This is a genomic window from Vibrio sp. 10N.222.54.E6 (assembly GCF_041473955.1).
Classification (GTDB): Bacteria; Pseudomonadota; Gammaproteobacteria; order Enterobacterales; family Vibrionaceae; genus Vibrio; species Vibrio tasmaniensis_A.
Genome location: NZ_JBFRTD010000035.1, coordinates 42,836 through 55,039, shown reverse-complemented (window position 1 = coordinate 55,039; position 12,204 = coordinate 42,836). Strand labels below are relative to the sequence as shown.

Annotated in this window: 10 protein-coding genes and 3 pseudogenes; 7 read left to right on the top strand and 6 right to left on the bottom strand. The window is 43.4% G+C overall.

The features are described 5' to 3' along the window. Positions 1–336 precede the first annotated feature (336 nt). Positions 337–828, top strand: coding sequence for a hypothetical protein (locus tag AB4513_RS19540; RefSeq protein WP_017082548.1), 492 nt, complete (start codon positions 337–339; stop codon positions 826–828). A 25-nt stretch (positions 829–853) separates the two neighbouring features. Here the strand turns inward: AB4513_RS19540 and AB4513_RS19535 are convergent. Beyond that, positions 854–1,038, bottom strand: a pseudogene (locus tag AB4513_RS19535) (IS110 family transposase); the annotation flags it as partial. Between the two features lie 92 nt (positions 1,039–1,130). Between AB4513_RS19535 and AB4513_RS19530 the strand changes: the two are divergent. The 4 genes and pseudogenes from AB4513_RS19530 to tdh all read left to right on the top strand — a co-directional run. Beyond that, a complete protein-coding gene (locus AB4513_RS19530; RefSeq protein ID WP_102257267.1) occupies positions 1,131–1,535 on the top strand; it encodes a hypothetical protein in 405 nt (134 codons plus the stop codon). A 285-nt stretch (positions 1,536–1,820) separates the two neighbouring features. After that, a complete protein-coding gene (locus tag AB4513_RS19525) occupies positions 1,821–1,961 on the top strand; it encodes a hypothetical protein (RefSeq protein ID WP_157936388.1) in 141 nt (46 codons plus the stop codon). A 64-nt stretch (positions 1,962–2,025) separates the two neighbouring features. Then, positions 2,026–2,461, top strand: a pseudogene (locus AB4513_RS19520) (transposase); the annotation flags it as partial. 176 nt (positions 2,462–2,637) lie between these two features. Next, a pseudogene (tdh, locus tag AB4513_RS19515) lies at positions 2,638–2,781 on the top strand (L-threonine 3-dehydrogenase); the annotation flags it as partial. A gap of 190 nt (positions 2,782–2,971) precedes the next feature. On the opposite strand, the gene AB4513_RS19510 reads toward tdh, so the two are convergent. From AB4513_RS19510 to AB4513_RS19500, 3 genes are all read right to left on the bottom strand, one after another. After that, positions 2,972–4,195: a DUF819 domain-containing protein gene (locus AB4513_RS19510; protein ID WP_009845595.1), complete on the bottom strand. Its 1,224-nt coding sequence runs from the start codon at positions 4,193–4,195 to the stop codon at positions 2,972–2,974. A gap of 526 nt (positions 4,196–4,721) precedes the next feature. Further along, positions 4,722–6,647, bottom strand: coding sequence for a monovalent cation:proton antiporter-2 (CPA2) family protein (locus tag AB4513_RS19505; protein WP_009845594.1), 1,926 nt, complete (start codon positions 6,645–6,647; stop codon positions 4,722–4,724). Between the two features lie 3 nt (positions 6,648–6,650). Beyond that, a complete protein-coding gene (locus AB4513_RS19500; protein WP_009845593.1) occupies positions 6,651–7,265 on the bottom strand; it encodes an NAD(P)H-dependent oxidoreductase in 615 nt (204 codons plus the stop codon). A 303-nt stretch (positions 7,266–7,568) separates the two neighbouring features. On the opposite strand from AB4513_RS19500, the gene AB4513_RS19495 reads away from it, so the two are divergent. Then, the gene (locus AB4513_RS19495; protein WP_102257266.1) at positions 7,569–8,645 is read left to right on the top strand and encodes a low specificity L-threonine aldolase; all 1,077 of its coding nucleotides are present in this window, start codon (positions 7,569–7,571) and stop codon (positions 8,643–8,645) included. Positions 8,646–9,121: 476 nt separating this feature from the next. Beyond that, positions 9,122–9,556: a YccF domain-containing protein gene (locus tag AB4513_RS19490; RefSeq protein ID WP_004730224.1), complete on the top strand. Its 435-nt coding sequence runs from the start codon at positions 9,122–9,124 to the stop codon at positions 9,554–9,556. A gap of 118 nt (positions 9,557–9,674) precedes the next feature. Here the strand turns inward: AB4513_RS19490 and AB4513_RS19485 are convergent, their stop codons facing one another. Together AB4513_RS19485 and yiaY are read right to left on the bottom strand one after the other, a co-directional pair. After that, positions 9,675–10,598: a hypothetical protein gene (locus AB4513_RS19485; protein WP_009845590.1), complete on the bottom strand. Its 924-nt coding sequence runs from the start codon at positions 10,596–10,598 to the stop codon at positions 9,675–9,677. A gap of 236 nt (positions 10,599–10,834) precedes the next feature. After that, a complete protein-coding gene (yiaY, locus tag AB4513_RS19480; protein ID WP_009845589.1) occupies positions 10,835–11,983 on the bottom strand; it encodes an L-threonine dehydrogenase in 1,149 nt (382 codons plus the stop codon). Between the last annotated feature and the right edge of the window lie 221 nt (positions 11,984–12,204).

Below are 12,204 nucleotides of genomic sequence, written 5' to 3'. Positions count from 1 at the left end.
ATGAATTAGATGAATTAGATTATTCATTCATGTTAGTTACCCATATAGAAGAAAATGGATAAATTCATATTGCGCAACTATTAACACCAGCAGTTGACTGTCGAGACAAAGCGGGTAAGAAGGAAAATATGAAACCATTTGATATAAATGGAAAGGTAGTGAAAATGGAAAGTTTTTGTGCGAATGAATATACGTCATTGACATATCCATTAACAAATGTAGGAAGAAAATATCTAATAAATGAATTGAAGAGAAAGAATTTTATCACCTTCAACTCATGGAAATATTCAGCGAGAGGGTTCACAAAAATTTTCAACACTATGAAAAAAAACAACAATGCCATTTGAAAACAAATATGCTTACTTCTTATATACTCCTTTGCTGTTCTGGAGTATAAATGCGTTTTCCGTTCAACTTACATATGCAGACGAAGTTTCTGCGTTTAAAGCCGCAGGCTATAGCTTCGATGGCAAATCTTGGCGTAGTAATTGTCAGGAATTTCGCTTCACCTCATTGGGTGAAATAACTGTTGTACGAGATTTGAATGGTGATGATCAGCCTGAGGTGATTATCACAGAAAGTAATACATATTGTTATGGAAATACTGGCTATCACTATACTCTCGTCAGTAAATGGAACAATAGTAGTTGGAAGCTAATCACCAGTGGAGTTGGAATACCGAATTTTATAATTACTCAGGAACCTCACGGTTGGCCGGATATTGAGATAGGCGGCCCGGGTTTTTGTTTTCCTGTCATGCGTTGGAATGGCCGTAATTATGTATTTAGTCGGTATCAATATAACGAGGCTCCTTGTTCTCTACAATAATTCACGATGCTACATTAACAAAGCCCCAATAATGTGCACCGCAACACGCTTCACCGCCTGTACGCATGAGTGGCATATTTGTTATTGTAGTCAGTAGTTTAGAGCGGGTTACTACTTATGAAGTATGACCTTACCATTTTTGTCTACGGCATGGTGGCTAAAGTGGTTTTTGGCTATGTCGATATCGCAGAAATAAGAATAATCAGACATGGTGCCTCGATGCAATTAGTTACCACATAATTATGGCAGAGCCTCGGAAGTGGGAAGCCATGTCATTCTTTATAAGTATTAAGGGTAAATAAGTGAAAAAAGTTCTATTTCTTTTGCCATTGGCATTTAGTTTAAATGCAGCGGATAGCGCGAATTACGATGAGAAACGACGCTTGTTCTGCGAGTTGACGTCAATTAACCCATTGCTAAGTGATTTGGGAAAAGGGGATGTGAGAGATGGTTGGCTTCGAATCCAAGATGATATGTATTATTCCATAGAAATTGGTGGCTGGGTTATGTTGCGTTATGGTTCAAATGACGGCGTAAATATATCAAATACAAAAAATAGTCTTTATATTAAGGATTATGTCGGACTGACGAAATTTGATAAAAAGACAGGCAAGGTGACAATGAATTATTCTACAAAAGATATGTCACAAAAATTAGTGTGGTCATGTGATGTGGGCTTGAATCAGCCAAATAATAGCGAAATGTAATACTGATAACAAACGTATTAGGCGCTGCCGGATCCCCTAATAACTTCCCCAATCCTGCGTTTGCAATATAAAGCTACTGGTGAGGTGTCTACCTATCTTGGTGATTCTGAAGTTGTAGTGTCAGCGGGTTTGAAGGAAGAACCTATCAATTTAGCTAAAAAGGAAGATTAAAAAGCAATTGAGGATCGTGAATAAGAACAATCAGATGTGGACTCTGACGATGAGTCAAACAATGCTGAGATCCAGCGCTCGGTGTTGACGAAGCAACTGAGATGGTAGCCGAGAATGAAAAGGAAAAAGGAGGATGTGGATAATCCATATATGGACTCTTATCCACATCCTCCAGACATTCCACAAGAAGTTACACCGCTGGGTGTTGTGGAGGGTATGTATAACTTTGATGATGCAAGCGGCTTTGTTGCGTAATTCGAGGGAACTAAATCTACAACCTACACTCTGTTCAGCAACACTCACTTTTCCTCGTAGCCTCATATCTAAGCCTCGTTACAAAACAACCAAATGGAAGCAATACAACCCGAGCACTCATTAAACGTGGTTCTCTGACTCTTTGGATTGATGAGGAATCCATAAGCGGGTGGTCCAAAGCATGCAAAACCGGCGTGGTAGACCACGTCGGTTTAGTTATTTAGCGTTTAACACTGCCGCTCATGGTGAAGCGAGTCTTCTCTATGCCACTGGGGGCTTTACAATGATTTATCTATTCAATATTTAGGCTAGCCAATTTTCCGTTAAGTTGTCCGCATTAGACCTGCCTCAGTCGTGGAGCAAAGTAAGTTGAGGTCTCATTTAGTACTAAAACGAGAGGAGCAAGTCAGGACCAAGCCATTGATGCTACTGGCCTTAAGGTTTACTACGAAGGTGAGTGGAAAGTCAAAAAAACACGGGACGGAGGGCAGCGTAAAGTTATTTTAATTATATATTTCTTTTGCTTGGTCAAAGAAGCTGGATTGGAAGTAAGACGAGAAATAGGCTTATTGTTGACCTTATTTTTATCTTGGAGAGAAAAATTTGTCGCCAGTTTGTCGCCATTAGTAATTTTATTTTGTGGTAAGTGTCTGTTTTAAATTAACTTTTCTTATCGTTGTATACAATGGCTTCACTAATCCAGTCTGGCCTAGATCTAACACCAATCATTACTCACCACTACAAAGTGGATGACTTCCAGAAAGGCTTCGACATGATGCGCTCTGGTATGTCAGGTAAAGTAATCCTAGATTGGGAATAATTCTGAATTAGGAAGCTAACTTAAGAAAGCTTAATAGAAAGGCGACAGTTTTTACTGTCGCCTTTTTTGTGTCTATCCCGCTTTGATATGTGTTTGCACTTTTAGAAACGCTTGTGACAAGAAAAGCACATAACAAAGAGCGACATGATCAAAGGTCCTGTCGCCCATATCGTTTTTATTTCGAGGCTTATTAACCTGCCGCAGCCTGCATAATTAGGCCACAGATGTAAGCGCCGTATGTACCGAGTGCGTAACCAAGTACCGCCATTAGGATACCTACTGGCGCCAGAGCTGGGTGGAATGCAGCTGCTACGATAGGAGCCGATGCTGCGCCGCCAACGTTAGCTTGGCTACCGACAGCCATGAAGAACAGTGGTGCACGGATAAGCTTCGCCATCACAATCATTAGAATGGCATGGATAGTTAGCCATGTGATACCAATGAAGAAGTAGCCTGGATTGTCTAAGATAGCCGTCACATCCATTTGCATACCGATGGTTGCAACTAGGATGTAGATGAACGCTGAACCAACTTTAGACGCGCCGCTGTGCTCAAGGCTGCGTGTAGATTTGAAGCATGAAGCGATGAGCGCGAACGTTGTCACCATAACGATTAACCAGAAGAAGCCTGATGTAAGGCTGTATTTCGCGAGTTCTGGAGCGTTGGTCGAGATCCAAGGTGCGATTAGGTCACTGAATAAGTGAGCTAGACCGGTAAGACCGAATGCAATTCCCGTGATCTTCATTAGATCTGTTGTGGTTGTTGGGCGAGCGTTCTCTTCTTGGTATTTAGAAACCGTCTCTTTTAGCTCTTCGATAGATGATGTGTCAGCTTTTAACCATGCATCAATCTTCTTTTGGCGACCTGCCATGATAAGTAACACGGCCATCCAAATGTTCGCACAGATAACATCAACCGTAATCATTGCAGAGAATAACTGGTCATCAACCTCGAACACTTCTTTCATTGCTGCTTGATTTGCACCGCCGCCAATCCAAGAGCCAGCCACTGTTGTAAGGCCGCGCCATACATCGCCAGATACAAGGTCAGGGTTAACTTGGTCGATAATTAGAATCGCTAAAGGCCCGCCAATGATAATGCCGACAGTACCGGTTAGGAACATGATGACGGCTTTAGAACCAAGGCCAAATATTTTACGAAGGTCTGCTGAGATGATCAGAAGAACGAGTGCACTCGGTAATAGGTAGCGACTTGCAACGAAGTATAGCTTTGAGTTTGACGCATCGATGATGCCTAAACTATTCAATAGAGAAGGAACAAAGTAACAGAGCAATAGACCCGGAACGAACGAGTAGAATTTTTTCAGAGCGCTATTTTGGCTACTTTCCGTGATAAAAACACCGCCAAGAATAACAGCTAACATGCCCATTATTACTGCATCATTAGTAATCATTATTATATCTCCTTTAAGGTGAGCGCAACCGCCTCACTTTTTGAAGTGCAGGACTATACCGACAACTGGTATTCGTTACAAATTGTAACGATAGACATACTTTGAAACGTTTGTGTTAATTTTTATGGTTTGAATTTGTGAGTGCGGAGCGTTAATTATTGGCGATGTGAATGCTTTAGTGGCGACTTGTGAGGCGTGTTTAGATATATGCAATGTAACTCAAACGTTAGAGAATGGTCGCTACGAATTAGAACGACGACTGAAGGGCTTAAAAGAATGCATATATACCCACATTGATGGTGTGGTTTATGTGGGGAGGTAATGTTTTATAAATGTAAAAAGTGAATTCATTTTTGACGGGTAGCTTGAGATTGAAAATTATAACTGGATCACATAAATGTCGTGGTTCATCTGATTTAGGTTCCGTGTTTTGGCTTCATCGGTCGTGCTATTCGTATTTAGAGAATGAAAAAGCGACCCGAAAGCCGCTTTTTGAGTGGTTGTTAACCTCGAATTTGAGCTCTGCTTAGGTTTGTTCTTCCTCAAAGCCATCTGCATAGCCTTTCGGTGGCGGTGTCCAACCTCGTTCTGAGCGAGAGTGCTTGTCTGAACGGTCTTTTTTCATGTCTTCTTTCATTGCTTCTTCAAGGTGAATGAAGATTTGTCGGTAGTTGTTGTCGTAACGTGGGTTCTCTTCAGCGTCAGACCAAGCTTGGTATAGTTTTTCAGACTTACGGCTTTCAACACGTTGATACGTTGATTTTTGCTGTTCAACGAAGAATGGATGGTGCCCTAAAGAACGTAGAGCTTCTGAGCCCATTTCGAGTGCCGAGTGGTACGTTTCTGAGATTACAGAATCTGCACCGGCTTCTCGTAGGCGGTAACTGTGACCACGGTCGAATGCACGCGCTAAGATTTTCACATTAGGGTAGGTGTGTTTAACGTATTTCACTAATTCAACGCTTGAGTCTTGGTTGTCGATAGCGACGACAAACATTGCTGCTTCTTCGATTCCTGCGGTATGCAATAAGTCATGACGAGTTGCATCACCAAAGTAAGATTTGATATTGATGGAGCGTAACAAATCGACTTGGTTAGCTTGGTGATCCAGAACCACAGTATTGACATCATTCGACACCAGTAAGCGGTTAACGATTTGACCGAATCGGCCAATACCAGCAATGATCACCGTACCTTTCTCTTCGATAGTATCGGCTTCTCGGTCGTTAGACTTTTGCTCGTAACGAGGAAGTATCACTTTATCAAATAGAATGAATAAGCCTGGAGTTAGGAACATTGAAAGGGCAACAACCAGCGACAGAGTTTGAACTATATCAGCAGGCAATACGTGGTTTTGAGCCGAGAAGCTAAGTAGTACAAAACCGAATTCACCGGCTTGAGCCAAGCTCAACGTAAACAACCATCGGTCACTATTTTTGATTTTAAAGATCAGCGCCAATGTAAACAACACCAAGGCTTTAAGTAGCATAACGCCAAGAGTGAGGCCAATGATCAAACCAAAGTCGTTGAATAGAACATCAAAGTTGATGCCCGCACCTACCGTAATGAAGAACAAGCCAAGTAGCAGCCCTTTAAACGGGTCTATATTAGACTCAAGCTCGTGGCGGAATTCACTGTTCGCCAATACCACACCCGCAAGGAAGGTTCCTAAAGCTGGTGAGAGGCCGACTAGGCTCATTAGTGCAGCAATACCAATAACCAACATCAGTGCGGTTGCAGTAAAGATTTCTCGCAAGCCTGAGCTCGCCACAAAGCGGAACAGTGGACGACTCAAGAAGTGCCCGCCGACCACAACAATCGCAATAGATGCTGTGATCACAAGGCCATAAGCCCAGCCGGGTAGGCCAGCAACAAGACTCAACTCTTCATGGTGATCAGAAGTCGAAGCGACCGCGCTTTGTGCAGCTTCGATTAATTCTGGCAATGCCAATAGAGGGATAAATGCCAGCATCGGAATGACAGCGATATCTTGGAACAGTAAGACCGAGAAAGCATTCTTGCCGCCTTCTGTCTTGGAGAGCCCTTTCTCATTAAAGGTTTGGAGAACAATCGCGGTAGATGACAGTGCGAAGATCAAACCGATAGTCAGCGCGATCGTCCAAGGTTGCCCGAAGAACAGAGCAATCCCCATGACTATGGCCGTTGTGCCACCGACTTGTAGGCCGCCGAGCCCCATCAGGCGGTTTCTCATTGCCCAAAGCATCTTCGGCTCAAGCTCAAGCCCGACCAAGAACAGCATCATTACTACACCGAATTCGGCAAAGTGTTGAATGGTCGTGGTCTCTTCACCCACTAAGCCGATGATTGGGCCAATCACCACACCGGCAATCAGGTAACCAAGCACAGAGCCGAGGCCAAGCCTTTTGGCGATAGGGACGGCGATGACTGCCGCGAGCAAATAGATAAATGCTTGTAGAAAATATCCTGTCATGATCTAACCTCTGCTCATCATTTCATCGACATAATGGTTTAGCTTTTCAGCCTTGCTTGCCTTTTTAAGATCGACTTCGCCCGCAACAAAAGCCTCTAAAAGCGATTTGTAGCTATTTACATGATCTTGAATTCGGCCTTCTTCTAACGCAGTACGTGAACCAAACAAAGCCAATGGAGCCAAGTAGTTCATGCCGCACAAAGACGCCGTTTGTTCGATTGGGTGAAGCAGTTCACGGATGGTGAAGTGGTTATAACCGTCAGTTTGATAAGCCTCTTTTTTGCCGCCAGCGGTGATACTGCATAACAAGCTCTTACCTTGCAGTTCATTACCGTCGGTGCCGTAAGCAAATCCGTATTCTAGGACGAGGTCTTGCCATTCTTTAAGAATCGCGGGTGTTGAGTACCAATATAGTGGGAACTGAAAAATGATGATGTCATGGTCCAACAGGCGTTTCTGTTCACGATCGATATTGATCTTGAAGGTCGGGTATTCAGCATAAAGATCGACACAGGTGACGCCTTCAATACGCTTGGCTTGCTCAAATAAGGGTTTGTTCGCTTCAGAGCGATGCTGAGAAGGGTGGGCGAATAGCACCAAGACTCGATTTTTCGACATATAGCCCTCTTTGTCCATTAACGAATAATATTTATTGGAATTATAGATATACAATAATAGAAGAATGGTTGAACAACAACGAATTAGCCCATACTTATCTAGTTAGATGCACGTGTTTTTAGGGACTTAATTATATAAAACACCCGTCAATTTGAGTATTTCCGGCACACGCAGCCGATGACTGCGTAAAACTAATTATTCGCTAATAATAAAAGCGAAGAGGTGCACTTTATGTCACCGTTGAAGGCTAACGTAAATAATTCAATCACCCTACATAGAACGACAATGAATAAAGGAAAAGGTATGAGCACGGACTTGCGTCAACAATGTAATTTGCTGCTTTCTGGTCACTTCGATCCAACACCAGCACAAACCTTCGCGCAAATGGCTGAATGGTGCGAAACACATGATGTGGCGCACGACACCTACGGTGATGGCGATTTTATTGAGAGTTTTGAAAGCAAAGTGGCTGATTTTCTCGGCTATGAAGCCGCCGTGTTTGTGATTACTGGCACAATGAATCAACCGACAGCGTTAGAGATTGCTTGCCAAGAAAAAAGAAATCCTTTGGTGGCGATGCACGAATCCAGCCATATTATGCGCCATGAACGCCAAGGGTATCAGCTCCAGAACCGTTTCAATATACTTCCGGTTGGTAATGTATTTCGCACTTGGAATGTCGACGACTTAAAGGCTTGGCCTGATGAGATTGCCGCGGCATTGTATGAACTACCGATGCGAGAGATTGGTGGTCAGCTGCCTGAGTGGGGAGAGCTTGAAGCGATAAAGCAGTACTGCAAAGAACAATCGATTCATCTGCATATGGATGGTGCTCGTTTGTGGGAGTGTGGCGCGTATTATCAAAAGCCATATAGCGAGATTGCTAAGGGGTTCGATACAGCTTATGTTTCGCTCTATAAAGGGTTAAATGGTCTTGGGGGGTCACTCCTACTAGGTGATAAGGCTTTCGTAGCAAAAGCTTCAGCATGGATGAAGCGTCAGGGCGGAAATGTTTATCATCGCACGCCTTACGTAGTTTCGGCAGCAATGCAGTTTGATCAACGGATTGAGTTGATGCCAGCATTGTATGAGCGTACTAAGCAAATCTATCAAATCCTACAAGATTACCCTCAGTTTACGATTAACCCGCAACAACCGCAGGTCAACATGCTTCACCTCTATTTACCTGTGAGCTACGAAGACGGCATTATTGTGAGAGACAACATAGCGAAGAAACACAAGGTTTGGATAGGAAATCCAGCGATCAGCGAATTGCCAAACCAATGTAAGATTGAATGGTATGTGGGTGATAACTTACTGAATCTGCCTGATCATGAGCTGATCGACATTCTTGATTTTATTAACGAAGAGCTGATTTGATTACGGAAAAGTTGATTTGATTACAGAAGAGCTGACTGCAGAAGAACGGATCTAATGGAAATGGATACAGGAAATCGGTCCGGTATCCATTTATGCAGCTAGGCCGGCGGGCTCTGTCACATATACTGGTTGATGTACACGTCGACTAAGAACATGAACACTGGAACCGTACTGAGAAGCCCGAAGAAGAGGATTGGCACCCAATTTTTCATTTTCTTTTTAGGTTGCTCTGTATTGTTCATAGGTTCGGCCTTAAATTCGTTGTTGAGTCTGCGCTTAGGTTAGAGCTGAATGGTATCAAATAAATGGGTTGAGCCCTATGCGGATATAGAGAACCGTGGTGTGTATCAATCACATAAAATGTAAGTGATTCATAAACGGTTCATAAAGGTTCAACAATAATGAACCTATTACAACAAGCATTGCCTTACTCGGCATATGAAATAAACAGCATTCAAAGATTTGGAGAATACAGAATGAAAACAATAGGAAACATCATTTGGTTTCTGTTCGGTGGCGTATTTATGGGACTAGCTTGGTGGTTCTTCGGACTGCTCGCATTCCTAACCATCGTTGGTATTCCATGGGGTAGAGCGTGTTTTGTTATGGGTAACTTCTCATTCTTTCCATTTGGTCAGGAAGCGATTTCACGCGATGAACTGACCAATGAAATGGACATTGGCACGAGCCCGCTAGGTGTGATTGGTAACGTTATTTGGTTCTTATTTGCGGGAATCTGGCTTGCGATTGGTCACATCATGTCAGCAGTAGCGTGTTTCATTACCATCATCGGTATTCCGTTTGCGATTCAGCACCTTAAGCTCGCGGTTATCTCATTGGCGCCAATCGGTAAAACCGTTGTCGACAAGCGTGAAGCAGAAGCGGCACGAGTAAGAAACTACAAGGGTTAAGACTACAGCTTAAGCCTTATATAGAACTGAAAAAGCACATCACATGATGTGCTTTTTTTGTGTCCATGTTTTTATCTCACGATGCTCATCTCATAAATACTAACTAGGCGTTGTTGAGCTAGACATTATTGAATAGGACTTCAAGCCGTAGGGTGATGTTGGCCTCTTCGGTGTGTTTCTCATGGGGCTCTCGTTCCCATTGATAGCGCGGAATCAATTCGTAGAACAGCCACTCTTTCCAAACGTTTTCTCGGTAGGTTATCGACACTTGTGAATATTCGTAGTGGTTATACGGCTCGCTGGTTGCTGCAATCGTCGCGCTGTATTGTAGAGCTTGGTCTTGAGAAAGATAGTGATACAAAGTTAGCCCCGTACCGTACTCCCAGCCTTTAAGGTCGTCGTTATAACCTGCAAAGTTCGACCATCGCGCTAAGAAGTCATCACTCAAAGAAAGATCAAAATCGATATCGGTGATCTCGCCAGTTTCTTGCTTTTCTTGATACACACGTTGGGTCAGCCTGAATACGGCATCGGTAGTGAGAGGGTAGGTAAAGCGATAACGAGCTTCAATACGCGGACGCAGTGTCGCTTTAATATTGAAGCTACTGTAACCCTTCGCATAAGCATCGTAACGAAGGCCGAGTGCGCTCTCTAATTCCTCTGAATCTTGTGGAAAGAAATCAAAGAACTCTTCATCGCTGACAGATTCGTAGATTAATTTTAAGCGCTTACTCGCAAAGGGAAGATGTAAACGTGCGTTGAGCTTGGTTGAGTAGTCGACGTCACCACCTTCTGAGTAAATAAAATCGTTGTACCAACGGACAGAAGTGCCCGCTCGAGCATCTTCGGTAATGCGGTCATCGACAAAGAAACTGTCAAACCATAATGCGGGTTGGCAAAATTTACTGTTTAGGTAGTGGTAGGCTTTTTCGACAGGGGCGTCTTCTAGCGGCTGACTGTGGCACCCATTTTGTTCCTCTGCTTGAGCGGAGTGGACAACGAGTGAAGCTAATAATGAGGTGCTAACTATCCAACGACTCAATGGAACCTGTTTGTCATTCTATATATCAATAGTTTGACTATAACCAAGCGATCGCAACAATGCGACTTTTTAGTGGTGAGTAGCTAGTGATTCGTCGTTCTTGGTTGGCTATGAAGGCAAAGAATTGAAAGAGACAGGAAGATAAAAAAACGGGCTCAGAAGGTGAGCCCGTTTGTGTTAGCTATTTGTTTTTAGCAAGAGCCGCGTGTTTCTAGCTCGAATAACTTGTCGCTAGATTACATTGCCGCTTCGAAGATCGCTGAGATTTCTTCGTGAGTCGCTTGTTTAGGGTTAGTGAAACCACAAGCATCTTTTAGTGCGTTGTCAGACAGAGTCGGGATGTCTTCCAATTTAGCACCAAGTTGAGCGATACCTGTTGGGATGTTCACGTCATTTGCTAGTTGAACAATCGCGTTGATAGCTGCTTCTGCGCCTTGTTCTGCTGTCATACCTTCAACATTCACACCCATCGCTTTTGCAACATCACGTAGACGCTCTGGACAAACTTGCGCGTTGTAACGTTGAACGTGTGGTAGCAAGATAGCGTTACATACACCGTGTGGAAGGTCGTAGAAACCACCCAGTTGGTGCGCCATTGCATGAACATAGCCAAGAGAAGCGTTGTTGAATGCCATCCCCGCCATGAACTGTGCGTAAGCCATTTGCTCGCGAGCTTCAATGTCTTCACCGTGCGCTACTGCTGTTCTTAGATGTGCTTGCACAAGTTCGATTGCTTTAATCGCAACTGCGTCTGTGATTGGCGTTGCTGCGATTGAAACGTAAGCTTCGATTGCGTGTGTCAACGCATCCATGCCTGTTGCTGCCGTTAGTGATGCAGGTTTAGCAAGCATCAACTCAGGATCGTTTACTGAGATAAGCGGTGTTGTGTGCTTATCAACGATAGCCATCTTAATGTGACGAGCTTCGTCAGTAATGATGCAGAAACGCGTCATTTCAGAAGCTGTACCTGCTGTTGTGTTGATAGCAATTAGAGGCATCATTGGCTTTTCAGACTGGTCTACGCCTTCGTAATCTGCAATCTTGCCGCCATTAGAGGCAACCAGAGCGATACCTTTTGCACAGTCATGTGGCGAACCGCCACCTAGTGAAACAACGAAATCACAATCGTTGTCAGTTAGTAACTCAAGACCATCGTTCACGTTAGTGATGGTTGGGTTTGGTTGAGTACCGTCGAATACAACTGCGTCTACGCCACGTTGGCTAAGTAGGTCTTGTACCTGTTTAACCACGCCAATTTGGTTAAGGATCTTATCCGTTACGATCAGACCTTTTTTGAAGCCTTGAGACTGAATGCTATCAGCAGCATCTTTCAAACAGCCAGTACCCATGAAGTTGATTGTAGGGATGTAAAATGCAGTAGACATTGGAAAACTCCGTTAATTATGATTTTTTAATTTCCTACATGTTGTCGGCAATCAACTGGTCGACCATTGATCTGGAACAACTTTGATTCCGAACTACCACTTTGTGATTATGTGTTGTGATAGGGCTCATATAGCAATCGTTTTTATGGTTTTCTTATGTGTTTATTGTCAGTAATGGAAAGCGAACTATTGATTGATTTAATAACAGAATTACGTTCCAT

Excerpts from the sequence above, each read along its gene's own strand:
- yiaY (WP_009845589.1), bottom strand. The coding sequence starts at position 11,983 with ATGTCTACTGCATTTTACATCCCTACAATCAACTTCATGGGTACTGGC.
- AB4513_RS19500 (WP_009845593.1), bottom strand. The coding sequence starts at position 7,265 with ATGTCGAAAAATCGAGTCTTGGTGCTATTCGCCCACCCTTCTCAGCAT.
- AB4513_RS19540 (WP_017082548.1), top strand. The coding sequence starts at position 337 with ATGCCATTTGAAAACAAATATGCTTACTTCTTATATACTCCTTTGCTG.
- AB4513_RS19510 (WP_009845595.1), bottom strand. The coding sequence starts at position 4,195 with ATGATTACTAATGATGCAGTAATAATGGGCATGTTAGCTGTTATTCTT.
- AB4513_RS19495 (WP_102257266.1), top strand. The coding sequence starts at position 7,569 with ATGAGCACGGACTTGCGTCAACAATGTAATTTGCTGCTTTCTGGTCAC.
- AB4513_RS19505 (WP_009845594.1), bottom strand. The coding sequence starts at position 6,647 with ATGACAGGATATTTTCTACAAGCATTTATCTATTTGCTCGCGGCAGTC.
- AB4513_RS19490 (WP_004730224.1), top strand. The coding sequence starts at position 9,122 with ATGAAAACAATAGGAAACATCATTTGGTTTCTGTTCGGTGGCGTATTT.
- AB4513_RS19525 (WP_157936388.1), top strand. The coding sequence starts at position 1,821 with ATGAAAAGGAAAAAGGAGGATGTGGATAATCCATATATGGACTCTTAT.